The sequence below is a fragment of the Gordonia sp. NPDC003425 genome, assembly GCF_053588635.1.
The window spans coordinates 180,358-204,082 of record NZ_JBSFQI010000007.1; the positions used below are offsets into that span (position 1 = coordinate 180,358).

The following is a 23,725-nucleotide window of genomic DNA, read 5'->3' on the forward strand; positions in this document are numbered from 1 at the left end:
GACACATCTCGGCTGCCGACACGTCCATCGTGTCGGCAGCCGAGTTTCTTTCCTGTCCCATCACCTACGGTGGACTGATGCGCCCCAGACGTCTTCGCCGGCCCCGTCCCCTCCCCCACCCCACCGGGTCGGGAAACCAGGACGCCCTGCAGTCGCACGTGCGTGAGCTCACCCGTGGACTCGGTACCCTCGACGCCGAACTCTTCGAAACCCTTGCGCGATCACCGAATCGGCTGCTCGACGAGACGATGCCACCGCTGTCGCGTGCCGCCGATCACGGCAAGCTGTGGTTCGCGATCGCCGGGGGAATGTTGCTCACCGGCAACACCCGGCTGCAGCGTGGCGCGGTGCGTGGCGTGCTGTCCCTGGGGGTCACCAGCGCGTTCACCAACCAAGTGGCCAAACGCGTCCGGCGGCGCCCGCGGCCCACCCCCACGCTGGTCCCGATCCCGCGACGCGGTGCTCATCAGCCGACGTCCAACTCGCTGCCGTCCGGACACTCGGCGAGCGCAGCCGCCTTTGCCGTGGGTGTGGCACTGGAGTCACCGCCGGCCGGACTGATCACCTCCGCGCTGGCCGGCCTGGTCGGTCTCTCCCGGGTCGCCACCGGAGCGCACTACCCGGGTGACGTGATCATCGGTTGGGGCATCGGCGCCGGAATCGCAACCCTCGGCGGCCAGATCGCTCCTCCGATCACCGTGCGCCACATCTCGATCGCCGACCCGTCACTGGTTGGCACACGTCCTCGACCGCACGGAGAGGGCGTCGTCGTGCTCGCCAATCCCACTGCGGGAGACGGCAACGGTGGCGACGTCATCGATCGGGTACGCACAGCACTGCCGCATGCCGAGATCGTGGAACTGGGCCCCGACGACGACTATGCCGAAGTGGCGCAGGCCGCGGCGGCGGGTGCCGAGGTGCTGGCCGTGGCCGGCGGCGACGGTACCGTGTCGACGGTGGCCGCCGCGGCCCATGGTGCCGGAATCCCGCTGGCCGTGTTCCCCGCGGGAACACTCAATCACTTCGCCCGCGATATCGGCTGCGCCACCGTCGACGACACCATCGCCGCCCTGCGTACCGGGACGGTGACACGTGTCGATGCGGTGTGGCTCAACGACACCCGCCTCATTCTCAACACGGCGAGCATCGGCGCCTATCCCCACTTCGTGCGGGCCCGCTCACGCCTCGAACACCGGATGGGCAAGGTGGCCGCGTCGGTGTGGGCACTCGTGCACATCGTGCGGCACACCGAACCGGTGCGGATCGCCGTGGACGGGCGGACCGTCGAGACCTCGTTGTTCCTGCTGGGCAATTCGATGTACGGCTCATCGGGGTTCGCTCCCGCGCGTCGTGCCAGGCTCGACGACGGCCTGCTCGACATCCGCTACATCGACGCCGGCCGGCGATTCACGGTGCTGCGGTTGGCCACCAGCGCGCTCACCGGCCGGTTGCAGCGGTCACCGCTCTACCACGAGGTGCAAACACCGCAGTTCCGGTTCACCGCAGACGATCCGGTGGTCGTCGCGCACGACGGCGAGGTCGGCGAGGATTACCGGGATGCGCGGTTCCGGGTGGACTACCGATCACTCGAGGTGTACGGCACAAGTGTCACGCCCCGTCACATCTGAACGGGCGCAACACGAACGCGCCGCGTCCGGGATCTCCCGGACGCGGCGCGTGAGGTTGATGATCGTCAGTGTTTCTCGGGACCGACGACGTACTCGAACACCAGACCTGCCGCCGAACCCACGATGCAGGCTGCTGCGAAGATCGCGAGCCAGAAATTGCTCGTCGCGAAGCCGATGGCGAACAGTGCGGCGCTGCCGGCGATCAGGATCGGCCACCAGGAGCCCGGACTGAAGAAACCGAGTTCACCTGCGCCGTCTTCGATCTCGGCGTCCTCGTAGTCCTCGGGACGGATCTCGACGCGCCGTGACACGAACCTGAAGTAGGTGCCCGCGATCAGTGTCAGGCCGGCGCTGAAGAACATGCCGACCACACCGACCCACTCCACGCCACGGCTGGTGATCGCGGTGAGGATGGTGTAGACGACGCCCGCGAGAAAGAAGAAGACCGTCAGCAGTTCGAAGATCCGGGCCTCGATTTTCACTGTTGCGCTCCGATCGTGCAGTTGGGCAGGCGAGTGTTGTTCGGATCACCTGTCGCCGTTGCGGTTCCGTTGGACTGTCGTCGGGTGTCGAAGGGAACGGTGACCACCGAGTTGGGTTGCTGGCAGATGTACTGCAGCGCCTGCGCAGGCGTCACGGCCGGATGCCCCTCGCGGTACTTGATGTAGGTGTCGAAGTCCTCCGGAGAGACCGCACGCACCTCGAAATTCATCATCGAATGGTAGGTGCCGCACATTTCCGCGCAGCGGCCCACGAATGCGCCCTCGCGCTCGATCGAAGACACCTGGAACGAGTTGTCGCTGTGGTTCTGCTTCGGGAACGGCAACACGTCGCGCTTGAAGAGGAACTCGGGCACCCAGAAGGAGTGCACCACGTCGGCCGAGGCCAGGTCGAACTCGATGCGACGGTCGGTGGGCACCACCAGAACCGGGATGGTCGAGGACGAACCGATGGTCTCGATCTTGTTGAACTGCAGGTAGTCGCGCACCTCATCGCTGCGTCCGCCGTCGGGTCCGGGGATCTCGATGGTCTCGCCGCTGCCGATCTTCTCGCTCTGCTGCACCTGCAGTTCGAAGGGGTTCGCCCCGCGGACGAAACCGTCGTACTTGGCGCCGTCGGCGAAGGTCACCTCGCGGTAGCCGAACTTCCAGTTCCACTGGAACGCGGTGACATCGACGACGACCTTGGGATCGTCGGTCTTCTTCTCCACCGTTGTCTGCACGATGACGGTGAAGTAGAAGAGCACCGCGATGATGACGAAAGGAATGGCGGTATACGCCAATTCGAGCGGCACGTTGTATGCGGTCTGGCGGGGGAACTCGTCCTTGCCCGGGGCCGACTTGTGACGGTGGAAGGTGATGGTCCAAAAGATCAGGCCCCACACCAGGATTCCCATGACGAGCGCGGTGATGACCGACCAGGTCCACAGATTGCCCATGTCGGTGGCTTCCGGGGTCACACCCGCCGGCCAGCCGAATCGCATCGCGGTGCGGGCGTCGCAACCCGACATCAACAGCGCACCGACACCGAGCGCCACGACAGCTCCGACCCGCTTGAGGCCGACCCGGTTGGCCTTCCGCGACGCGGACGTTGCACGCCGTACGCGGGACCGTTCACCGTGTGCCAATTTCACGCCTTCCTGCTCGCCCGCCGCGCAGTTGCCGCGCACCGAGTCGCATCCCACCTGACCTGCACTGACACCATCGTCCGGTTTCGGTTCCCGCCCCGGTTCTGTGAACGGGGCCCAGCCACCGAAAAACGGTCGTCGCGCCATGTACTACGCAGCGTAGACCAACTCGTGGGAACTTTTTCGGTTGGGGTGTGAACGCGCGTCGTTTTCCGCGCGTCGCGGCCCGCACGGCCCGCGAACCTCCTGCTCGGCTCCGGCCGACGGGTTGGTCTTCCGCGGATACGGCATACTCGTCAGGCAGCCCGGGTATCCATCCCGGCCCCCGTCATCCGCGTCGAAAGAGGCTTTTCTGGTGTGTGGTTTGCTCGGTCTTCTGTCCGCCGACGGTACGGCCGCCGACGCCGTCGAGCTGGTGGCCGACGCTTCGCATTGCATGCGCCACCGCGGCCCGGACGAACCGGGCACCTGGAACGACACCGATCTGGTGTTCGGGTTCAATCGGCTGTCCATCATCGACATCGATCACTCACACCAGCCGCTGCGCTGGGGCCCGACCGACAATCCGGAACGGTACGCACTGGTCTTCAACGGGGAGATCTACAACTACCTCGAGTTGCGTGAGCAACTGGCCCGCGAGAAGGGCGCGCAGTTCGCCACGCAGGGCGACGGTGAAGCCATCGTCGCGGCGTTCCACCACTGGGGTCCCGAGTCGGTACGCCGCCTGCGCGGGATGTTCGCCTTCGCGATCTGGGACACCGAGACACGCAACCTGTTCCTGGCCCGCGACCGGTTCGGCATCAAGCCGATGTTCATCGCGACGGGCCCGGGCGGCACCGCGTTCGGTAGTGAGAAGAAGAGCCTGCTGGAGCTGATCGGCCACCTCGGGCTGTCGGAGGAACTCGACGTGCGCGCGCTCGAGCACTACGTCGAGTTGCAGTACGTACCCGAGCCCGAGACGCTGCACAGCTCGATCCGCCGACTCGAATCGGGCTCGTACGCAACGGTCCGTCCGGGGCAGCCACCGGCGATGCGCCGCTACTTCCACCCCCAGTTCACGGTGCGCCCGTTCACCGACGCCGACCGGCAGAAACGCTACGACGAGATCGCCGAGGTGCTCTCCGATTCGGTGGCCAAGCACATGCGCGCCGACGTCACCGTGGGTTCGTTTCTCTCCGGCGGCATCGACTCGACAGCGATCGCCGCACTGGCCATCCGACACAATCCGGACCTGATCACCTTCACCACCGGCTTCGAACGCGAGGGCTACTCCGAGATCGATGTGGCCGTCGAATCGGCGGAGGCGATCGGTGCCCGCCACATCGTCAAGGTGGTCAGTCCCGAGGAGTACATCGCCGCGATTCCCGAGATCATCTGGTATCTCGACGACCCGGTGGCCGACCCGTCGCTGGTCCCGCTGTACTTCGTCGCGAAGGAAGCGCGCAAGCACGTCAAGGTGGTGCTCTCCGGCGAGGGGGCCGACGAACTGTTCGGCGGGTACACCATCTACAAGGAACCGCTCTCGTTGTCGGCGTTCGACCGGCTACCCGCTTCGGCGCGCCGCCTCGCCGGCAAGATGTCCGACCGAATCCCGGAGGGCACCCGCGGCAAGAGCCTGCTGCACCGCGGTTCGATGACACTCGAGGAGCGCTACTACGGCAACGCGCGCAGCTTCGACGAGGCACGGCTCGCCGCGGTGCTGCGTAAGTACCGGCCCGAGTGGACACACACCGACGTCACCGCGCCGATCTACGCGATGAGCAAGGGCTGGGACCCGGTGGCCCGCATGCAGCACATCGACCTGTTCACCTGGTTGCGCGGCGACATCCTGGTCAAGGCCGACAAGATGACGATGGCCAACTCACTCGAACTGCGGGTGCCGTTCCTGGACCCGGAGGTGTTCGCGATCGCCGAACAACTCCCCTACGACGAGAAGATCTCGCACGGCACCACCAAATATGCGCTGCGCAAGGCACTCGAGCAGATCGTCCCACCGCACGTGCTGCATCGGAAGAAGCTCGGCTTCCCGGTTCCCATCCGGCACTGGCTGGCCGGCGGGGAGATGTACGAGTGGGCGCGCACCACGATCACCTCGTCGCAGACCGACCACCTGTTGAACAAGCCGATGATCCTCGGCATGCTCGACGAGCATCGGGCCGGGACGGTGGACAACAGCCGCCGCCTGTGGACGGTGCTGATGTTCATGGTGTGGCACGCGATCTTCGTCGAACGCTCGCTGGAACCGAAGATCACCGACCACAGCTACCCCGTCCGGCTGTAACCGCCGGTCCTAGAGGGCTTCGGCGATCTCCTTGGCCGCCTCGGCGCCGTAGGCCCCTTCGATGCGCGCGATCGCGGTGTCGAGGTCCCAGGTCCAGTCCTGTGTCGACACCGTCTCGAGAACCAGCACCGCCACCATCGAACCCACCTGCGCGGCCCGCTCGAAGCCGAGTCCCTTGGACAGCGACGAGAGGAAACCGGCGCGGAATCCGTCGCCCACGCCGGTGGGGTCGACCTTCTCGGTTTCGGGCACCACCGCGACGTGCGTACGGGTGCCGTCCCGGTCGACCACCTCGACGCCGCCCGAACCCAGGGTGGTGATCCGGACCCCGATGAGTTCGGACACCTGCGCTTCTGAGAGCCCCGTCTTCTGCCGCAGCAGGCCCCACTCGTATTCGTTGGTGAACAGATAGGCCGCGCCGTCGATGAGCTCACGCGCCTGCTCCCCGTCGAGCCGGGCGAGTTGCTGCGACGGATCGGCGGCGAACCGGACGCCGAGTCGGCGGCACGTCCTGGTGTGGCTCAGCATGGCGGCGGGGTCGTCGGCGCCGATCAGGACGAGGTCGGTGTCGCCCACTCGATTGAGCACGCCGGCAAGGTCGATGTCGCGTGCCTCGCTCATCGCCCCGGCATAGAACGTGGCCAGCTGTGCCATCGTCTCGTCGGTGGTGCACATGAATCGCGCTGTGTGGTGTACGTCGGAGACCTGCACGGCGCTGCAATCCACGCCGTGGGCCTCGAGCCATTGCCGGTAGTCGTGGAAATCCGATCCCACCGCGCCGACGAGGACCGGCGAACCGCCGAGCTCACCCATCGCGTAGGCGATGTTGCCGCCGACCCCGCCGCGCCGGATCACCAGGTCTTCTACGAGGAAGCTCAGCGAGATGTGATCGAGCTGGTCACCGAGGATCTGCTCGGAGAACTTGCCCGGGAACTTCATCAGATGATCGGTTGCGATGGAGCCACAGACGACGATTGTCACGGCGACGACCTCTCGGGGTGCAGTGATGAACACAACATGAACGGCACCCACACGCTACCCAACCGTGCGTGGCGGCCGATGGGGGGCACACGACAATCGACCGCACCCCGGCGTCGGGGTGCGGTCGATGTGGAGGTGCGGTCGATCAGTTGAAGGAGTCGCCGCAGGCGCAGCTGCCGGTCGCATTCGGGTTGTCGATGGTGAAACCCTGCTTCTCGATGGTGTCGACGAAGTCGATCGTGGCGCCCTGCACATAAGGGGCACTCATCCGGTCGACCGCGAGGGTGACACCGGCGAACGCTGCGGTCACGTCGCCGTCGAGGCTGCGATCGTCGAAGAACAGCTGGTAGCGCAGGCCCGCGCAACCGCCGGGCTGCACCGCGATACGCAGCGAGAGGTCGTCACGCCCCTCCTGGTCGAGCAGTGCCTTGGCCTTGGCCGCAGCTGCGTCGGTGAGGATGACACCGGTGGTGGTGGCGGTGCCGGATTCGTTCTGCACGGTCATCGATGCTCCTTGTGTCGGTGTCCAGGCTCTTGAGAAGAGGATTTCGGTGTCGAGGATCTGGATGTCGGGTTCCGGTGTCCGGATTTCGTCATCAACGGTACTCCCCGTCGCGCTATTCCCGCGCGAACCGCCCGGCGGCCTGCGCGGCCAGCAGGGTCAGTTGATGGTCGGCGTCATTCATCGCCACCTCGACCGAACCCGCGATCTCCACGATCGAGTACGCCGCGGCGATCCCCGCGGCCTCGATCTCGGCGGCGGGCAAGGTCACCTGTCCGGCGAACACCACGGTGGGTATGCCGGCCGCCGACGCGGTGGCGGTGAGCGCCGACACAACCTTGCCCCGCAGGGTCTGGGAGTCGAACTTGCCTTCGCCGGTCACCACGAGGTCGGCACGGCTCACCTCGGCGACCTGATCGGTGGCGTCGGCCACGACCGTCGCACCCGACACGCGGTGCCCGCCGAGTGCCAGCAGGGCTGCCCCCAGGCCGCCCGCGGCACCCGCCCCCGGTTCGGCGCTCACGTCGTTGCCCGACATCCCGGCCAGGACGCGCGACCACTGCGTCAGCCGCTCCTCGAGCACACCCACCGTGTCCGGATCCGCGCCCTTCTGCGGACCGAACACCGACGCTGCGCCGAGGGGCCCGAGGAGCGGATTCTCCACGTCCGACGCGGCCACCACCGCGATCCCCGCCATCCGTCGTGTCGCCTGGTCGGGGCCGCCGAGGGCGTCGATCATGCCGCGTCCTCCGTCGGTGGTGGCGCTGCCGCCCAGGCCCACCACCACCTCGGCCACACCGGCGCGCACGGCGGCATCGACGAGTTGACCCACGCCGTAGGTGTCGGCGGCCAGCGACGTCCGGCGCGTGGGACCGCCACCGAGTTGATGTAGGCCGCACGCCTGCGCGCATTCGATGTACCCGACGAGGTGCGCGGGATCGCGGTCGTCGAGCAGCCACTGCGCCGACACCGATGCGCCGAGCGGCCCGGAGACGGTCTCGGTGATCGTGCGACCGAACCGGGTGGCGAGCACATCCACAAACCCCGGTCCGCCATCGGATTGCGGGGCGCGCACGAGGTCGTCTGCGGGACGGACACCACCCCAGCCGCGGGCGATCGCATCGGCGGCCTGCACCGCGGTGAGGGTATTGCCGAAGGAGTCCGGCGCGATCAGGATGCGCATGCCGGGAGTATAGGGAGGTCGGGGAACCCCGGCAGCGCGGATCACCTACCCTCGTGGATGTGAAGTTGCCATGGAAGAAGGACGACGACTCGGCCGTCGAAAGCGCGGTGTCCACGCAGGACTCCGCACACACCGAGGCCGACGAGGCAACCGAGTCGAAGGGCAGTGCGTACACCCCCGGCAAGGGTCGGCCGACGCCGACACGACGTGAGGCACAGGGCCGTCGACGCGGCCCGGTGGCGCCGCCGCCCACCACCCGCGCCGAGGCGCGCGCCCGCAAGAAGGAACTCAAGACCTCGCTGAGCAGGGAGGACCGGCGCAAGGCCGCCGACGATCGAAAGGCGCAGCGCCTCGAGCAGCGCGAGCGCATGATGGCCGGCGACGAACGGTATCTGATGCCACGGGACAAGGGGCCGGTGCGGCGCTATACCCGCGACCTCGTGGACTCCCGTCGCAATTTCGCGGGACTGTTCATGCCGTTCGCGATCCTGCTGATCGTGGTGATGTTCCTGCCCAGCATCCAGGCGTTGTCGACGTATGTGCTGCTCGTGTTCGTCCTGTTCATGGCGATCGACGGCGTGATCCTCGGGCGCATGGTGAATCGACGTGTGGCCGAACGATTCCCGGACTCCACCGACACCGGCTTCCGTCTGGGCTGGTACGCCTTCACGCGCGCGATGCAGCTGCGCATGATGCGGGCGCCCAAGCCGCAGGTGTCCCCCGGCGACGCGGTCTGACGCGAGGATGACCACGAGGGGCACCCGCACGCTGGTGCTCGGGGGCGTGCGGTCGGGCAAATCCGCGGTCGGCGAATCGCTGTTGGCGGCTCACGACGCGGTGCGCTACCTGGCGACCGGTCCGACGTTGACCTCCGACGCGGACTGGGTGGCGCGCGTCGACGCCCACAAACGCCGGCGCGACTCCCGTTACACCACCGTCGAAACCACCGAACTGACCGCGGCGCTGCGCGATGCGCCAGCCACCCCCACGCTGATCGATGACCTGGGCAACTGGCTCGCGGCACGGCTCGACGCCTCGAACGGCTGGGCCGGCGGTGACGGGGGCGCCGACATCGGCGATCTGTGCGCGGCCGTCGACTCATTCGAGTCCGACCTCGTGCTGATCAGCCCCGAGGTGGGACTCTCGCCGGTGCCGCCGACCCCGGCGGGCCGGGTGTTCCAGGACCGGCTGGGGACGCTCAACGCCGCCGTCGCCGCCGTCTGCGATCGCGTGCTGCTGGTCGTGGCCGGCCGGGTCGTGGAGCTGCCGAGCGTGCCCACAACCGCGTCGAGCGTGCCCACATCCGAGTCGAGCGTGCCCACAACCGCGTCGAGCGTGCCCACATCCCCGTCGAGCGTGTCCGCGGCGGCGGCGTTCGGGGTGACCGCCGGCCGCGTGGATCCCACCGACGCCGAGGTTTTCGACGCCGTCGATCCGCCCGACGCACAGATCGTCGACGCCGCCCGAGACCGCCAGCGCTCGCTGACCAAACCTGCCGGTTCGCTGGGCCGCGTCGAGGAATTGGGGGTATGGATCTCGGCATGCCAAGGCGTTTGCCCGCCCCGGCCGATCGAGCAGCCGACGGTCGTGGTCTTCGCCGGCGACCACGGCGTGGCGGCCGACGGTGTTTCTGCCTACCCGCCGGAGGTCACCGCGCAGATGGTGGCGAACATCGCGACCGGTGGCGCGGCGGTCAATGTGCTGGCGCGCGCCGGCGGCGCGCTGGTTCGCGTCGTCGACATGGCCGTCGACGCCGACACCGCCCCGGAGATCTCCACGTTCAAGGTGCGACGCGGCAGCCGCGACCTGAGGGTCGAGGATGCGTTGACCCTCGCCGAGACCCGCGAGGCTCTCGCCGCCGGCCGGGCGATCGTCGACGATCTCGTCGATTCCGGCGTGGATCTTCTGATCGCCGGCGATATGGGCATCGGCAACACCACGCCCGCCGCCGTCATCGTCGGCACGCTCACCCGGCACGAGCCGGTCGAGGTGGTGGGCCGTGGCACCGGCATCGATGACCTGGGCTGGATGCGCAAGACCGCCGCGATCCGCGACGGCATGCGACGTGGACGCGCCTATATCCACGATCCCCTCGCCCTGCTTGCCGCCGTCGGCGGCGCCGACATCGCGGCGATGACGGGATTCCTCGCCCAGGCCGCAGTGCGCCGCACGCCGGTGATCCTCGATGGCGTGGTGGTGACCGCCGCGGCGCTACTGGCCGCCGACCTCGCGCCCGGTGCGGCGCGGTGGTGGGTCGCCGGACACCGCTCGGTGGAACCGGCGCACTCCTTCGCACTCGAGCACCTCGACCTCGAACCCATCCTCGACCTCGGCATGCGGCTCGGCGAGGGCAGCGGAGCACTCATGGCGCTGCCCACGGTGACCTCGTCGGTGCACATCCTGCGCGGGATGGCGACATTCGGTGAGGCCGGTGTCAGCGAATCCGCCGACACCGAGTCGGCGACGCGCGGCGCGAGCGTCTGATCCGTCGTGACCGAGCGCGACCGCACGGGGCGCGTCGGCCTCGTCCGTGCCCTCGGCGGTGCGCTGTCGTGGCTCACCGTGATCCCGGTGCCCGCCCCGCACACGATCGACCGGCGCTTCGGCGGCGCCGTCATCACCGCGGTGCCGGTTGTCGGGGCGCTGCTCGGCGCCACCGCGGCCGCGCTCGCCTGGGCGCTGTCGCAGACCGCGCTCCCGCCGACGCTGATCGGCGTGTTGACGGTGGCCACGCTCGCGCTGCTGACCCGCGGCATGCATCTCGACGGCCTCGCCGACACCGCCGACGGTCTCGGCTGCTACGGATCGCCCGAACGGGTCGCGGACGTGATGCGCAGCGGCAGTACCGGGCCGTTCGGGGTGGCCACCGTCGTCGTCGTGATGCTGATCGAGGCGGCGGGTATCGCGGCTCTCGGCGAACAGCACCGGTGGGCCGGGATCGCCGTGGCCGTGCTGCTCGGACGGGTGGCGGTGATCGTCGCCTGTCGACGCCGACTCCGACCGGCTCATCCGGACGGGTTCGGCGCCCTGGTCGCCGGAACACAATGGTGGTCGATATGGGTGTGGATCCCGATCGCGATCGTCTGTGCAGGCCTGGCAGGTGCCGCCGACAGTGGACCGGGCGGGGCCGTGCGGGCGGCGCTCACCGCGCTCGTCGTGTTGGGGTTCGCGTGGATGTTCACCCGACATTGCGCACGCCGGATGGGCGGCATCCCCGGTGACGTACTCGGGGCCGTCATCGAACTCGGCACGGCGATCGCCCTGGTTGGGCTGTTGATCTAGCCGGATCGTGGATCGAGTCGATCAGCCGTGCCACTCCTGCCCCTCGGCGCGGGCGTTGAGTTCATAGGCGATGGCGCCGTCGATGCTCTCACGGATGATGTCGGCCTGACCCGCATGCCGCGCCACCTCGGTGATCAAGTGATCCAACACCCATCGCACGTTCCACGACTCGAGGTCCTTGGGAAACCACGGCGCGTCGGGCACCGGCACCCGGGCGTCGAGATCGAACACCGCGATCCGCGCCGGAAGCGATGCCACCAACCGGTCGTACACCGCGAGCACGTCGTCGAGACCGAGATCGGGTACCTCCGCCCCGCTGAAGTTCTCCACGGGCAGCCCCATCTGTGCGGTCAGCTCCGCGACCTGCTCAACGGTGCGCCGCGCCGGTGCGCTCTCCACGCTCGACATCCACATCTCCACGCACTGCGCGACGTGGGTCAGCAAACCCAGGATGGACAGTGCGCCCGCGGTCGGGGTCAGCCGCGACTGCGCGTCGTCGAGCCCGAGCGCGGTGGTCCGCAGTTGCTCGCATTGCTGCACCAGGAATCGGGTGAGGGCGTCATGTTCGTCGGTGACGGTCGGTGCCAGAAATCCCATTGTTCTCTCCTCGGATCGGGGATCGGTCACGACGAGAATGACGGGTATCGCGGACACCTGCGGTCCCCGATACCCGCCTTCACGGGAAAGAGATTCTGGGCGGCTGCCGACACCGCCTCAGCGGTGATACAGCTCGGTCATCCAGCCATGGGTGTCGGCGAAGGTGCCGCGCTGAATCCCGGTGAGCGTGTCACGCAGCGCCTGGGTGACCTCACCGGTGGTCCCGTCGCCGATGGTGTAGTCCTCGGTCTCGCCCTTGACCCGGCCGACGGGGGTGATCACCGCGGCGGTGCCGCACGCGAACACCTCGGTGATGTCGCCGGAGGCGACGCCCTTGCGCAGTTCCTCCGTGCTGATCCGGCGCTCCTCCACCGAGAACCCCGCGTCGGTCGCCAGGGTGAGCAGCGACTCGCGAGTGATACCGGGCAGCAACGACCCGGTCAGTTCCGGCGTGACCAGTCGCGCGTCCGCGCCGGAACCGAACACGAAGAACAGGTTCATGCCGCCCATCTCCTCGATGAAACGACGTTCGACGGCATCGAGCCAGACCACCTGGTCACAGCCCTCGGCGGTGGCCTGGGCCTGCGCCAGGAACGCGGCCGCGTAGTTGCCGCCGCACTTGGCGGCCCCGGTGCCGCCGGGCGCGGCACGCACGTACTCGGTGCTCAGCCACACACTCACCGGTTTGATCCCGCGGGAGAAATACGCCCCGGCCGGTGAGGCGATCACCGCGTACACGTATTGACCCGACGGCGCGTTGACACCGAGGCCGGCCTGCGAGGCGAACATGAAGGGCCGCAGATACAGCGACTCCTCACCGCCGGCATCGGGCACCCATTCGTTGTCGGCGTCGAGCAGCGCGCGTAGCGAGCCGATGAAGTCGTCCACCGGGAGCGGCGGCATCGCCAGTCGCTCGGCGGAGCGCTGCAATCGCAACGCGTTGGCCTCGGGCCGGAATGCCGCGATCGAACCGTCGGGCTGCCGGTACGCCTTGAGCCCCTCGAAGACCTCTTGGCCGTAATGCAGCACCATCGCCGACGGGTCGAGCGCGATCGGACCGTAGGGCGTCACCTTCGCGTTGTGCCAGCCCCGGTCCACGTCGTAATCCACCAGCACCATGTTGTCGGTGAAGTACTTGCCGAAACCGGGGGCGGAGAGAATCTCCGCGCGCCGCGTCTCCGACACCGGATGCGGATGCTCGGTACGGGTGAACTGCAAGGTCATTGCGCAATGGTAGCGCCGCACCGCAATCGATTTCGAACCGCGGCGTGCACCCCGACCGGCCCCTGCCCCGGGATCACACGTGCGACTCGACGAACGGCGGGATCACCACCTCGCAGGTCAGTGCGCGTCCACGCACGTCGACCACCACCTCGGCGCCCTTTTTGATGCCCGACGCGGTGTCGATCAGCGCCAGCGCGATCCCCTGTTTGAGGGTCGGCGAGAAGGTCCCCGAGGTGCATTCCCCCACCTTCTCGCCACCGGGACCCGACAGCACGCTCAACCCCGCACGCGGCACGCCACGGCCCGTTGCGCGCAGCCCGTACAGCCGACGGGCGGGTCCGGCCTCTTTCTCGGCGCGCAGCGCGTCGCGACCGAAGAAGGCGGGTTTGTCCCATCCGACGGCCCAGCCGGTGCGCGCCTGATTCGGCGTGATGTCCGGGGACAGTTCATGTCCGTGCAGGGCGTATCCCATCTCGGTGCGCAGTGTGTCGCGCGCGCCGAGGCCCGCGGGTTGGCCACCGGCCGCACTCACCTGCGCGAGGAGAGCGTCGAACACCGGGCCGGCGTCGTCCCACCGCGGCAGGATCTCGTAGCCGCGTTCGCCGGTGTATCCGGTGCGGCACACCCGTACCGGATAGGCCGCGTCGCCGGCACGCAGTTCGGCGTCGGCGAAGGCCATGTATTCCATCTCGGTGGGCAACCCCACCGCCGCGAGCACGTCGGGACTCTTCGGGCCCTGTACTGCGAACACCGCGTAATCCCGATGCTGATCGGTGATCTCCACCCCGTCGGGTGCGACCGCGGCCAACGCCGCCACCACCGTGGCGGTGTTGGCCGCGTTGGGCACCAGGAACACTTCGTCGTCGGCCACCAGGTAGGCGATCAGATCGTCGATCACACCGCCGGAGTCGTTGCAGCACAACGTGTATTGCGCCTTTCCGGGGCGGATCTTGCCGAGATCGTTGGTCAGCGTGGAGTTGACGAACGTCGCCGCGCCCGGCCCGGCGACGAGAGCTTTGCCGAGATGGCTGACGTCGAAGATGCCCACCGCCTCGCGCACCGCGGTGTGTTCGGCAACGGTGCCCGCGTAGGAGACGGGCATGTTCCATCCGCCGAACTCGGCGAACGTGGCTCCGAGGGCGCTGTGACGATCGGCGATGGGTCCGGCGAGCAGTTCGGTCATGGCGCTCAGGTTAGCGTCACGCCGCAAGCACGGTCACGCCGCTTCAGCCTCCGACCATCCCCGACGGGACTCGCGTCAGCCAGGTGATTCACCGGTCTCGCGCCTCACGGCACCCCGTATCCCTGAATCCCCCGTACGGTGCGCACGTCGAAATGGGCCAGCGTGACTCCCTGCGCCTCGGCACCCCCGACAGTGGTCACGGTGTCACCGTGGCGTGCGACGACGATGTTGGTGTGCTGGCGGAAGTGACTGGGTTTGTCGTAGAGCACGATGTCCCCGGGTTCGGGGGTGCGGGTCGGCGGACGCCACCGCCCGCTGGCATGCAGATAGTCGGTCAGCGTCGCCACACCGGGGATCCGCCACGACCCCGAATTCGGGTTGTCGAACGGCACTCCCGCCTTGCGCATCGTGGTGCTGACGAAGTCGGCGCACCACGACTCCTCGACACCGTCGGAATACGTAGTGCCGGGCGCGTTCTCGTCGTACTGGGCGTGCACGATGGCGACGATCCGCGCCCGTACCGGACTCAGCCCGGCGGTGTCGACGGCGGGAAAACGCGGTCGCGCCGATCCCAGGAAGGGCGTACCCGCCGCACGGGTGAGAATGCCGTCGGGGTCGGATGCCCGATGCACCGCAACCACCGCGCCCACCCCAACGACGATGGCCACCAGGATCGCCGCGCCGGCGACCCGGGGCCACCTCCGTCGGTTGTGCGACGCGCTGGTAGTGCTGGTCACCGCGTCAGCCTAGGTGCCACACCGGCGCCGGCCGACCGAACGGGGCAGCGATGTCGGTCCGCCAAATGACGTGGCAGAGTTGACCCGTGAGCAAGAACGAGAACGTCGACCGCACACGCGGCCCACAGATCCAATTGGCCTCTTCCCTCGACAAGGCGGATGACGCCCTGGTCATCGGCCTCATCTCCCCCGACCCCGACGCCGACGAGCCACCGACCCTCGTGGTGGGCGACGGCGTGCTCGACGACGCGCAGGCGTCGGCGATCACCACCGCGTTGACCGCACTCGGCGCCACCGGCAAGCACGGCGAGGTGACATCGGTGCCCGCACCGCCGACCCTCGGCGTCGACGTCGTGGTCGCCGTCGGCGTGGGGTCCGCCGACGACCTCGACGACGACGAGAAGCTCCGACAGGCCGCCGGGGTCGTATCTCGTGCGCTCGACGGGCACACGCGGATCGCCACCACCCTCGCGACCGCTGCGATCGCGCCGGTGGCCGAGGGGTTCTTTCTCGGCTCGTACCGTTTCGACGAATTCCGCTCCGACAAGTCCCGGCCGAAGAAGACCCCGCCGTCCACCGTTCGGCTCCTCGTCGAGGACACCGGCAAAGCTGCCGCCGCCGAACTCGACCACGCCGTCGCCGTCGCCGACGCGACCGCCATCGCCCGTGACTTCGTGAACACACCGCCGAGCCACCTCTACCCGGCCGAGTTCGCCGAGCGTGCTCGGGCGTTGGGCAGCAAGGCCGGACTGAAGGTGGAGATCCTCGACGACGCGCAACTGGCCAAGGACGGCTACGGCGGCGTCATCGGCGTGGGACAGGGCAGTTCCCGCCCGCCCCGCCTGGTACGGCTGACCCACGCCGGCGCCAAGGGCGCCAAGAAGGTCGCTCTGGTGGGCAAGGGCATCACGTTCGACACCGGTGGCATCTCCATCAAGCCGGCCGCGAACATGGAGAACATGACCTCCGACATGGGAGGTGCCGCGGCGGTCATCGCCGCGACGATCCTCGCCGCGCGGCTGGGCCTCGACGTGTCGGTGACCGCAACGGTCCCGATGGCCGAGAACATGCCGTCGAGCACCGCGCAGCGGCCCGGCGACGTCCTCACCCAGTACGGCGGCACCACCGTCGAGGTGATCAACACCGACGCCGAGGGGCGTCTGGTCCTCGCCGACGCCATCGTGCGCGCCTGCGAGGACGAGCCCGACTACCTCATCGACACCGCCACCCTCACCGGCGCGCAGATGGTGGCGCTGGGCAACCGCACCTCGGGTGTGATGGGGACCGACGACTTCCGCGACCGCGTGGCCGAACTCTCGGCAGAGGTCGGAGAAAACGCCTGGCCGATGCCGCTGCCGAGCGAGCTGCGCGCCGACCTCAAATCCCGTGTCGCCGACCTCGCCAACGTGGCACCGCACCGCTGGGGCGGCATGCTCGTCGCAGGGCTCTTCCTCAAGGACTTCGTGCCCGAGGGCGTGCAATGGGCCCACATCGACATCGCCGGACCGGCTTTCAACACCAGCGGCCCGTGGGGCTACACCCCCAAGGGTGGTACGGGCGTACCCGTCCGCACCATCGCCCGGGTTCTCGAGGACATCGGCGAGAACGGGTGAGCCGGTGACCCGCCGGTGAACCCACAGTGACCCTCGTGCCGACATGCCACGTGTGCCGGGCCACCGGCGGGTAGGGTTTACACGCGTGGGGGCCGACCACCCGCAGCCACCCGGATCCGGTGACACACCCGCCACCGGCACCACCACAGACACACGTCGAGTTGAGGAGTCAACAACGATGGCCTTCTCCGTCCAGATGCCCGCCCTCGGTGAAAGCGTCACCGAGGGGACAGTCACCAGGTGGCTGAAGGAGGAGGGAGACACCGTCGAGGCCGACGAGCCATTGCTCGAGGTCTCCACCGACAAGGTCGATACCGAAATCCCCGCACCGGCGTCGGGCGTGCTCACCAAGATCATCGCGAATGAGGACGACGTGGTGGAGGTCGGCGGCGATCTGGCCCTGATCGGCGAGGAGGGCGAGTCGCCTGCCGACGACGACTCATCGGATTCCGCGTCGTCGGGCGGCACCGAGCCCGAGGACGCCGCCGAACCGGAACCAGAGCCGGAAGCACCCTCGACCGACTCCGACGCCCCGGCGGAGAAGCCGACGGCGAAGGCCGCTCCGAGCGGGTCGTCGGGCACGGACGTGCTGATGCCCGAACTCGGCGAATCGGTCACCGAGGGCACCGTCACCAACTGGCTCAAGTCGGTGGGCGACGAAGTGGCCGCCGACGAACCGCTGCTCGAGGTGTCCACCGACAAGGTCGACACGGAGATTCCGTCGCCGGTTGCCGGCACGCTGCTCGAGATCGTCGCCGAGGAGGACGACGTGGTCGAGGTCGGCGGCAAGCTGGCGGTGATCGGAGACGCCTCGGCGGCGAAGTCCGAACCCGAACCGGAGCCCGAGCCCGAACCCGAGCCGGAACCCGCGAAGTCCGAGCCGGAGCCCGAACCGGAACCGGAGCCCGAACCCGAACCGGAGCCCGAGCCGGAACCCGCGAAGGCGACGGAGTCCGAGCCGCCGACCATGGAGTCGACGCCGTATGTGACCCCGCTGGTGCGAAAGCTGGCCGCGGAGAACGACATCGACCTCAACTCGCTGAAGGGCACCGGCGTCGGCGGTCGCATTCGCAAGCAGGACGTCCTCGCTGCGGCCGAGGCGAAGAAGGCTCCCGAACCAGAGCCCACCCCGGCACCCGCTGCCGCCGCCCCGGCGGCACCCTCGGCGCCGAGCGCGGGCAAGGAGATCCGTCCGGAACTCGCCGAGTTGCGCGGCACCACCCAGAAGATCAACCGCATTCGGCAGATCACCGCGAAGAAGACCCGGGAGTCGCTGCAGACCAGCGCACAACTCACGCAGGTGTTCGAGGTCGACATGACCAAGATCGTCACGCTGCGCAAGGCGGCCAAAGATTCGTTCCGCACCGCCGAGGGCGTCAACCTGACGTTCCTGCCGTTCATCGCCAAGGCGGTGGTCGAGTCGCTCAAGCTGCATCCCAACGTCAACGCGTCGATCGACGAGGACAAGAAGGAGATCACCTACTACGAGAAGGTGCATCTCGGTATCGCGGTGGACACCGAGCAGGGCCTGCTCTCGCCGGTGATCCACAATGCCGATGATCTGTCGATCGCCGGACTCGCCCGGGCGATCGCCGACATCGCGGGCCGGGCCCGCAGCAACAAGCTCAAGCCCGACGAGTTGGCCGGCGGCACCTTCACGATCACCAACATCGGCAGCCAGGGCGCGCTGTTCGACACGCCCATCCTGGTTCCGCCGCAGGCGGCGATGCTGGGCACCGGCGCGATCGTCAAGCGTCCGGTGGTGATCACCGGTGAGGACGGTTCGGAGTCGATCGCGGTGCGGTCGATGTCGTATCTGCCGCTGACCTACGATCACCGCCTGATCGACGGCGCCGACGCGGGCCGCTTCCTGACCACGATCAAGAAGCGACTCGAGGCCGGCGAGTTCGCCGCGGATCTCGGGCTCTGACGGAACCGATGCTCATTGCCGTCGCGGGCTCACAGGGACTGATCGGGTCGTCCCTGACCACCGCGCTGACCGATGCCGGCCACACCGTGCGGCGCCTGGTCCGGCGTGAGCCGCACGCCGCCGACGAGTTCGCCTGGGACCCCGAGACCATCGGGGTGCCCGCTGAGGCGATCGACGGTGCGGACGCGGTGGTGAGTCTCGGCGGTGTCGGGGTTGGCAACCAGCGGTGGACGGGCAGATTCAAACAGGAACTGCGTGATTCGCGCGTCACCCCGACAGAGGTGATCGCCGAGGCGGTCCGCGACGCCGCGGTGCCCACCTTCATCAGTGCGAGCGCCACCGGTTTCTACGGCAACACCGGTGACACCCCGGCCACCGAATCCACCCCCGCCGGTGACGGATTCCTGGCCGACCTGGTGACCGACTGGGAGGACGCGGCCACCGCCAACGCCGGCCCCGACACCCGGGTGGTGCTGCTGCGGACGGCACCGGTGCTTGCGCCCTCCGGGGGCATTCTGGGCAAGCTCAAGCCGTTGTTCACCCTCGGTCTCGGCGGCAGCATCGGCAGCGGAGAGCAGTACTTCTCGTGGATCAGTCTTCTCGACGAGGTACGTGCGATCGAATTCCTGCTGACCTCGTCGGTCCGCGGTCCCGTCAACCTCGCCGCCCCCGGGGCGGTTCGGTTCGCCACGTTCGTCGACGAGCTCGGGCGTGCGGTGCACCGGCCCACCCTGTTCAAGGTGCCGGCCTTCGCGGCCCGGCTGGCGGGCGGCGAGATGGCCGAGGAAATGATTCTGTTCAGTCAACGCGTTGCACCCGGTGTGCTGACCGACAACCACTTCGAGTTCACTCATCCCGACCTCTCCGCGGCCCTGGCCTACGCGACAGCCTGAGGCGGCGATGAGCGAGCGCACCCGCCGGGAATCAATCCGCGTCGTCGACACGCCCGTCGAGGTCTCGCGCCTCGGCGTCGTCGACTACGGCGCCACCTATGACCACCAGCACGCCCTGGCCGCCGACCGTGCCGGCGGTGCGCTCGATCACGACGTGCTGCTGCTGCTCGAACACCCGTCGACCTACACCGCGGGCAAGCGGACCGAAGACGCCGACCGGCCCACCAACGGCGCGGAGGTCGTCGACGTCGACCGGGGCGGGCGTATCACCTGGCACGGCCCCGGACAGCTCGTCGGGTACCCGATCGTGGCACTCGCCGAGCCCCTCGACGTCGTCGACTATGTCCGGCGCATCGAGTCGGCGCTGATCGAGGTGTGCGCCCACTTCGGTGTGGACGCGGGCCGCGTGGCGGGACGCTCGGGGGTGTGGGTGTGCGACGCCGCGGGTGAACGCAAGCTCGGTCAGATCGGTATCCGGGTGGCACGCGGGGTCACCCTGCACGGTTTCGCCCTCAACGTGAATCCGGACATGAGTGCCTTCGACGCGATCGTGCCGTGCGGCATCGCCGACGCGGGCGTCACGTCCCTGTGCGCCGAGGCCGGCGCACCGATCGGTGTCGACGATGTCATCGGTCCGGTCGCCGAAGCAGTCGCGTTCGCCCTCGACCATCGCGGTCCCGCGCCGACGGGAACCCTCACCGCACCGCGCGTAGCATCGGTGCGGTGACCGTGACCGGAGATCCCACCCCCTCGTCCACCTCCCGGGTCGCAGCGCAGACGCCCAACGCGCCGGACGGCCGCAAGCTGTTGCGCCTGGAGATCCGCAACGCGCAGACCCCCATCGAGCGCAAACCCAAGTGGATCAAGACCCGTGCCACGATGGGCCCCGAGTACAGCGAACTCAAGGGCCTGGTCAAGCGCGAAGGCCTGCACACCGTGTGCGAGGAAGCCGGCTGCCCCAACATCTACGAGTGCTGGGAAGACCGGGAGGCCACCTTCCTCATCGGTGGTGAACAGTGCACCCGACGCTGCGACTTCTGCCAGATCGACACCGGCAAACCCGCCGAACTCGATCGCGACGAGCCCCGCCGGGTCGCCGAGAGCGTGCAGGCCATGGGCTTGCGCTACTCGACCATCACCGGTGTGGCCCGCGACGACCTCCCCGACGAGGGCGCGTGGCTCTACGCCGAGACGGTGCGCGCCATCCATCAGCTCAATCCCGGTACCGGCGTGGAGAATCTGATTCCCGATTTCCACGCCGAGCCGGACCTGCTCGCCGAGGTCTTCGACGCACGCCCGGAGGTGCTGGCCCACAACCTCGAAACCGTGCCACGCATCTTCAAGCGCATCCGGCCCGCATTCCGCTACGACCGGTCCCTCGATGTGCTCACCCAGGCACGCGATTTCGGCCTGGTCACCAAGTCGAACCTCATCCTCGGCATGGGCGAGACCCCCGACGAGGTGCGGGAGGCGATGGTCGACCTGCACGACGCCGGCTGCGACATCCTCACCATCACCCAGTACCTGCGGCCCTCGCCGCGCCATCATCCGGTGGAGCGGTGGGTCAAGCCCGAAGAATTCGTCGAGCACTCCGACTTCGCGCGCGACCTCGGCTTCGCCGGGGTGATGGCCGGACCGCTGGTGCGCTCGTCCTACCGGGCGGGGCGGCTCTACGCACAGGCCATGGCACACCACGGGCGGACCCTGTCGCCGGCGATGGCGCATCTCGCCGAGGAGGGGTCGGCGAGCCAGGAGGCATCGAGCCTCTTGCAGCGCCTCGCCCGCTGAGCCGTATCCTGGACGGCATGGCAAAGGCGCAGTCCACGAGCAAGGAAGCGAAGGCCGCTGCGAAGCAGGCCCGCAAGAAGGCGTCCAAGGAGCGTCGCCAACAGCTGTGGCAGGCCTTCCAGATGCAGCGCAAGGAAGACAAGCGGCTGATCCCGTACATGGTCGGCGTGTTCGCGGTGATCGTGGCGATCTTCGTGGTGCTCGGCCTCGCGTTCGGGAATGTCTGGCTCTTCACCCCGATGGGTGTGATCCTCGGTTTGCTCGCCGCCTTCGTACTCTTCGGCCGCCGTGTCCAGAAATCGGTGTACACCAAGGCCGACGGCCAGCCGGGCGCCGCCGGGTGGGCACTGAGCAACATGCGTGGGCAGTGGCGGGTGAGTCAGGCCGTTGCCGGTACCAGTCACCTCGACGCGGTGCACCGGGTGATCGGCAAGCCCGGCATCATTCTCGTCGCCGAGGGCTCCCCCACCCGGGTGAAATCGCTGGTGGCACAGGAGAAGAAGAAGGCCGCACGCGTGGTGGGCGACACCCCGATCTACGAGGTGTACGTGGGCAACGAGGACGGGCAGGTCCAGTTGTCGAAGCTGGAGAAACACCTCAACAAACTGCCCAAGAACATCGACGGCAAGCGCATGGATGCGCTCGAGGGTCGTCTGGCGGCCCTGGGCGGCCGGACCTCCGGCCCGGCGATGCCGAAGGGACCGGTTCCCGCGAACGCCAAGATGCGCAGCATGCAACGGGCCGCCAAGCGCCGCTGAGCGGCCGTCGACTTGCCACGTGACGTGCCCGATACGGCGTCCGTCATCGGCACCGTGAGTCACGGCGTGAGCGCGCGGCATCGACCACCCCGGTGAACAGCCGCAGGTCGTCGGGCGATTCCTCGGGATGCCACTGGACCCCGAGCACGAACGGTTCTCCGGGTCTCTCAACCCCCTCGATCACCCCGTCGGCGTCGCATGCGGAAACGGTCAGCGAGTCGGCAGCCCGATCGATCGCCTGATGGTGATAGCACTGCGCGGTCACCCGGTGACCGACCAGCGACGCGAGCCGGGTGCCCGGCGTCACCGTGATGTCGGTCGCCGAGAACACCGCGTTTCCCGCTCGGTGGCCCGAGTGCCCCACCACGTCGGGTAGGTGCTGGTGCAAGGTTCCGCCGAGGGCCACATTGAGCACCTGCGCTCCGCGGCAGATGCCGAGCACCGGCACGCCCTGCGCGAGCGCGGCGTCGAGGAGCGCGAACTCCCAGTCGTCCCGTGCTCGGTCCGGGGCGTCGTTCTCCGGATGCGGAACCGTGCCGTACCGTGCCGGGTCGACGTCCTTGCCACCGGTCAGCACCAGCGCGTCGAGTCCCGCCATCACGGCCTCGGCCCCGGTGATTGCCTGCGGCGGCAACATCACCGCCACCCCGCCCGCGCGCGTGACACCGTCGAGATACACATGTGGCAACAAGCTGGCGTGCACATCCCAGACGCCGGTTTGTGCCTGCTGCAGATAGGTGGTGAGGCCGACGATCGGCGGCGGCGTAGCCACCGGTCAGCGGGTGCGGATGATCGCGGTGCCGGTCGCGCGGTCGTGCAGAGCCCGCCCGTTGTAGTCGTTCATCAGGGCCGGGACGATGAAGACGATGAGGACCTGCCGCGCCAGGGCGCGCACCGGGCCGACGGCCGCCGTCGGCTCTTCGCCGGCAACCTCGGCGGCCGCGCGGTCAGGCCCGTGATCGACGCGTGCCACCCGCAGTCCGAGGGCGAACTGCCCCGGTGTGAACCCGAAGATCGACACCGTCACCACGCCGATCACGAACCACACGCCCAGCACCATCGTGCTGATGGTCGGCGAGTCGAGACGCACGAACAGCAGCGCGAGACCGTAGGCGATCAGCCAGTCCAGCAACAGCGCCGCGGTGCGATGCCATCCGCCGGCCAGCGAGCCCGGCCCGTACTCGGGCAGCCCCAGATCGGCGCCGCGATACTCGATGTCGACGTTCTGGCCGGACTGCGGTCCCGAGAGCCAGGAGCCGGTGGCGCGCCCCATCAGCAGCCCACCCAGGCCGAATCGGGGCGGGTCGGGCCGAGACAGGTGGCGCGATAGTCCATGGGTTCCATGGTAGGAGCAGGTGGCGGTACGCGACCCGCCGGATCCGGGAGTGGGCCGATTCACCCTCCACGTATGGTCGTCTTCGGGAATAGTGAGTAATGCCCCCCGTCGAGTGCGCGTAACAGATGAGAAACACGCAATTGACGTGCGTGCAACGTCACATCCATAGGTTTCAGTCAGAG

General features: G+C 68.4%; 22 protein-coding genes. 11 read left to right on the plus strand and 11 right to left on the minus strand.

Annotated features, from left to right (window positions below):
• Nucleotides 1-77: 77 nt before the first annotated feature.
• Nucleotides 78-1,628, plus strand: coding sequence for a diacylglycerol kinase family protein (locus tag ACWDTD_RS11160; protein ID WP_449747165.1), 1,551 nt, complete (start codon nucleotides 78-80; stop codon nucleotides 1,626-1,628).
• A 65-nt stretch (nucleotides 1,629-1,693) separates the two neighbouring features.
• Here ACWDTD_RS11160 and ACWDTD_RS11165 read toward each other — a convergent pair whose 3' ends face one another.
• Nucleotides 1,694-2,110: a cytochrome c oxidase subunit 4 gene (locus ACWDTD_RS11165; RefSeq protein ID WP_449747166.1), complete on the minus strand. Its 417-nt coding sequence runs from the start codon at nucleotides 2,108-2,110 to the stop codon at nucleotides 1,694-1,696.
• Nucleotides 2,107-3,261, minus strand: a complete 1,155-nt coding sequence (gene ctaC, locus ACWDTD_RS11170) for an aa3-type cytochrome oxidase subunit II (RefSeq protein WP_449747167.1) — start codon at nucleotides 3,259-3,261, stop codon at nucleotides 2,107-2,109. The genes ACWDTD_RS11165 and ctaC overlap by 4 nt, the downstream gene beginning before the upstream one ends.
• Before the next feature lie 349 nt (nucleotides 3,262-3,610).
• On the opposite strand from ctaC, the gene asnB reads away from it, so the two are divergent.
• Complete coding sequence (gene asnB, locus ACWDTD_RS11175) at nucleotides 3,611-5,536, plus strand: asparagine synthase (glutamine-hydrolyzing) (protein ID WP_449747168.1); 1,926 nt, start codon at nucleotides 3,611-3,613, stop codon at nucleotides 5,534-5,536.
• A 9-nt stretch (nucleotides 5,537-5,545) separates the two neighbouring features.
• Here the strand turns inward: asnB and ACWDTD_RS11180 are convergent, their stop codons facing one another.
• The 3 genes from ACWDTD_RS11180 to ACWDTD_RS11190 form a co-directional block, all read right to left on the minus strand.
• Nucleotides 5,546-6,517 (minus strand): carbohydrate kinase family protein, encoded by a 972-nt coding sequence (locus tag ACWDTD_RS11180; RefSeq protein ID WP_449747169.1) that lies wholly within the window; start codon nucleotides 6,515-6,517, stop codon nucleotides 5,546-5,548.
• A gap of 145 nt (nucleotides 6,518-6,662) precedes the next feature.
• The gene (locus ACWDTD_RS11185; RefSeq protein WP_449747170.1) at nucleotides 6,663-7,022 is read right to left on the minus strand and encodes a HesB/IscA family protein; all 360 of its coding nucleotides are present in this window, start codon (nucleotides 7,020-7,022) and stop codon (nucleotides 6,663-6,665) included.
• Nucleotides 7,023-7,134: 112 nt separating this feature from the next.
• The gene (locus tag ACWDTD_RS11190) at nucleotides 7,135-8,202 is read right to left on the minus strand and encodes a glycerate kinase family protein (RefSeq protein WP_449747171.1); all 1,068 of its coding nucleotides are present in this window, start codon (nucleotides 8,200-8,202) and stop codon (nucleotides 7,135-7,137) included.
• Between the two features lie 59 nt (nucleotides 8,203-8,261).
• Between ACWDTD_RS11190 and ACWDTD_RS11195 the strand changes: the two genes are divergently transcribed.
• Genes ACWDTD_RS11195 through ACWDTD_RS11205 form a run of 3 tightly spaced genes read left to right on the plus strand, consistent with a single transcriptional unit; the run spans nucleotide 8,262 to nucleotide 11,484 of the window.
• Nucleotides 8,262-8,939 carry a DUF3043 domain-containing protein gene (locus ACWDTD_RS11195; RefSeq protein WP_449747172.1) on the plus strand — a complete coding sequence of 226 codons (678 nt, stop codon included), beginning with the start codon at nucleotides 8,262-8,264 and terminating at the stop codon, nucleotides 8,937-8,939.
• A gap of 7 nt (nucleotides 8,940-8,946) precedes the next feature.
• Nucleotides 8,947-10,686, plus strand: coding sequence for a nicotinate-nucleotide--dimethylbenzimidazole phosphoribosyltransferase (gene cobT, locus ACWDTD_RS11200; RefSeq protein WP_449747173.1), 1,740 nt, complete (start codon nucleotides 8,947-8,949; stop codon nucleotides 10,684-10,686).
• Between the two features lie 6 nt (nucleotides 10,687-10,692).
• The gene (locus ACWDTD_RS11205) at nucleotides 10,693-11,484 is read left to right on the plus strand and encodes an adenosylcobinamide-GDP ribazoletransferase (RefSeq protein ID WP_449747174.1); all 792 of its coding nucleotides are present in this window, start codon (nucleotides 10,693-10,695) and stop codon (nucleotides 11,482-11,484) included.
• A 21-nt stretch (nucleotides 11,485-11,505) separates the two neighbouring features.
• Here the strand turns inward: ACWDTD_RS11205 and ACWDTD_RS11210 are convergent, their stop codons facing one another.
• From ACWDTD_RS11210 to ACWDTD_RS11225, 4 genes are all read right to left on the minus strand, one after another.
• Nucleotides 11,506-12,081: a mycothiol transferase gene (locus ACWDTD_RS11210; protein ID WP_449747175.1), complete on the minus strand. Its 576-nt coding sequence runs from the start codon at nucleotides 12,079-12,081 to the stop codon at nucleotides 11,506-11,508.
• 117 nt (nucleotides 12,082-12,198) lie between these two features.
• Nucleotides 12,199-13,305, minus strand: a complete 1,107-nt coding sequence (locus ACWDTD_RS11215) for a branched-chain amino acid aminotransferase (protein ID WP_449747176.1) — start codon at nucleotides 13,303-13,305, stop codon at nucleotides 12,199-12,201.
• 73 nt (nucleotides 13,306-13,378) lie between these two features.
• Nucleotides 13,379-14,488, minus strand: coding sequence for a glycine cleavage system aminomethyltransferase GcvT (gcvT, locus tag ACWDTD_RS11220; protein WP_449747177.1), 1,110 nt, complete (start codon nucleotides 14,486-14,488; stop codon nucleotides 13,379-13,381).
• A 104-nt stretch (nucleotides 14,489-14,592) separates the two neighbouring features.
• Nucleotides 14,593-15,225, minus strand: a complete 633-nt coding sequence (locus tag ACWDTD_RS11225; RefSeq protein WP_449747178.1) for a CHAP domain-containing protein — start codon at nucleotides 15,223-15,225, stop codon at nucleotides 14,593-14,595.
• A gap of 86 nt (nucleotides 15,226-15,311) precedes the next feature.
• On the opposite strand from ACWDTD_RS11225, the gene ACWDTD_RS11230 reads away from it, so the two are divergent.
• From ACWDTD_RS11230 to ACWDTD_RS11255, 6 genes are all read left to right on the plus strand, one after another.
• Nucleotides 15,312-16,838, plus strand: a complete 1,527-nt coding sequence (locus tag ACWDTD_RS11230) for a leucyl aminopeptidase (RefSeq protein WP_449747179.1) — start codon at nucleotides 15,312-15,314, stop codon at nucleotides 16,836-16,838.
• A 178-nt stretch (nucleotides 16,839-17,016) separates the two neighbouring features.
• Nucleotides 17,017-18,768, plus strand: a complete 1,752-nt coding sequence (sucB, locus tag ACWDTD_RS11235) for a 2-oxoglutarate dehydrogenase, E2 component, dihydrolipoamide succinyltransferase (RefSeq protein WP_449747180.1) — start codon at nucleotides 17,017-17,019, stop codon at nucleotides 18,766-18,768.
• A gap of 8 nt (nucleotides 18,769-18,776) precedes the next feature.
• A complete protein-coding gene (locus tag ACWDTD_RS11240) occupies nucleotides 18,777-19,661 on the plus strand; it encodes a TIGR01777 family oxidoreductase (RefSeq protein ID WP_449747181.1) in 885 nt (294 codons plus the stop codon).
• Between the two features lie 7 nt (nucleotides 19,662-19,668).
• Nucleotides 19,669-20,388: a lipoyl(octanoyl) transferase LipB gene (lipB, locus tag ACWDTD_RS11245; RefSeq protein ID WP_449747182.1), complete on the plus strand. Its 720-nt coding sequence runs from the start codon at nucleotides 19,669-19,671 to the stop codon at nucleotides 20,386-20,388.
• A 2-nt stretch (nucleotides 20,389-20,390) separates the two neighbouring features.
• The gene (gene lipA / locus ACWDTD_RS11250; RefSeq protein ID WP_449747248.1) at nucleotides 20,391-21,449 is read left to right on the plus strand and encodes a lipoyl synthase; all 1,059 of its coding nucleotides are present in this window, start codon (nucleotides 20,391-20,393) and stop codon (nucleotides 21,447-21,449) included.
• A gap of 17 nt (nucleotides 21,450-21,466) precedes the next feature.
• Nucleotides 21,467-22,207, plus strand: coding sequence for a DUF4191 domain-containing protein (locus ACWDTD_RS11255; RefSeq protein WP_449747183.1), 741 nt, complete (start codon nucleotides 21,467-21,469; stop codon nucleotides 22,205-22,207).
• 43 nt (nucleotides 22,208-22,250) lie between these two features.
• Here the strand turns inward: ACWDTD_RS11255 and ACWDTD_RS11260 are convergent, their stop codons facing one another.
• Both ACWDTD_RS11260 and ACWDTD_RS11265 read right to left on the minus strand, forming a co-directional pair.
• Entirely contained in the window at nucleotides 22,251-22,979 is a 729-nt protein-coding gene (locus tag ACWDTD_RS11260; protein WP_449747184.1) for a gamma-glutamyl-gamma-aminobutyrate hydrolase family protein, read from the minus strand.
• A gap of 3 nt (nucleotides 22,980-22,982) precedes the next feature.
• A complete protein-coding gene (locus tag ACWDTD_RS11265) occupies nucleotides 22,983-23,480 on the minus strand; it encodes an RDD family protein (RefSeq protein WP_449747185.1) in 498 nt (165 codons plus the stop codon).
• Nucleotides 23,481-23,725 lie beyond the last annotated feature (245 nt).

What these genes read in the sequence shown, in the direction of transcription:
- ACWDTD_RS11160 (WP_449747165.1), top strand. Translation starts at nt 78, where the DNA reads ATGCGCCCCAGACGTCTTCGCCGGCCCCGTCCCCTCCCCCACCCCACC.
- ACWDTD_RS11185 (WP_449747170.1), bottom strand. Translation starts at nt 7,022, where the DNA reads ATGACCGTGCAGAACGAATCCGGCACCGCCACCACCACCGGTGTCATC.
- ACWDTD_RS11190 (WP_449747171.1), bottom strand. Translation starts at nt 8,202, where the DNA reads ATGCGCATCCTGATCGCGCCGGACTCCTTCGGCAATACCCTCACCGCG.
- cobT (WP_449747173.1), top strand. Translation starts at nt 8,947, where the DNA reads ATGACCACGAGGGGCACCCGCACGCTGGTGCTCGGGGGCGTGCGGTCG.
- ACWDTD_RS11210 (WP_449747175.1), bottom strand. Translation starts at nt 12,081, where the DNA reads ATGGGATTTCTGGCACCGACCGTCACCGACGAACATGACGCCCTCACC.
- ACWDTD_RS11215 (WP_449747176.1), bottom strand. Translation starts at nt 13,305, where the DNA reads ATGACCTTGCAGTTCACCCGTACCGAGCATCCGCATCCGGTGTCGGAG.
- gcvT (WP_449747177.1), bottom strand. Translation starts at nt 14,488, where the DNA reads ATGACCGAACTGCTCGCCGGACCCATCGCCGATCGTCACAGCGCCCTC.
- sucB (WP_449747180.1), top strand. Translation starts at nt 17,017, where the DNA reads ATGGCCTTCTCCGTCCAGATGCCCGCCCTCGGTGAAAGCGTCACCGAG.
- ACWDTD_RS11240 (WP_449747181.1), top strand. Translation starts at nt 18,777, where the DNA reads ATGCTCATTGCCGTCGCGGGCTCACAGGGACTGATCGGGTCGTCCCTG.
- lipB (WP_449747182.1), top strand. Translation starts at nt 19,669, where the DNA reads ATGAGCGAGCGCACCCGCCGGGAATCAATCCGCGTCGTCGACACGCCC.
- ACWDTD_RS11255 (WP_449747183.1), top strand. Translation starts at nt 21,467, where the DNA reads ATGGCAAAGGCGCAGTCCACGAGCAAGGAAGCGAAGGCCGCTGCGAAG.
- ACWDTD_RS11265 (WP_449747185.1), bottom strand. Translation starts at nt 23,480, where the DNA reads ATGGGGCGCGCCACCGGCTCCTGGCTCTCGGGACCGCAGTCCGGCCAG.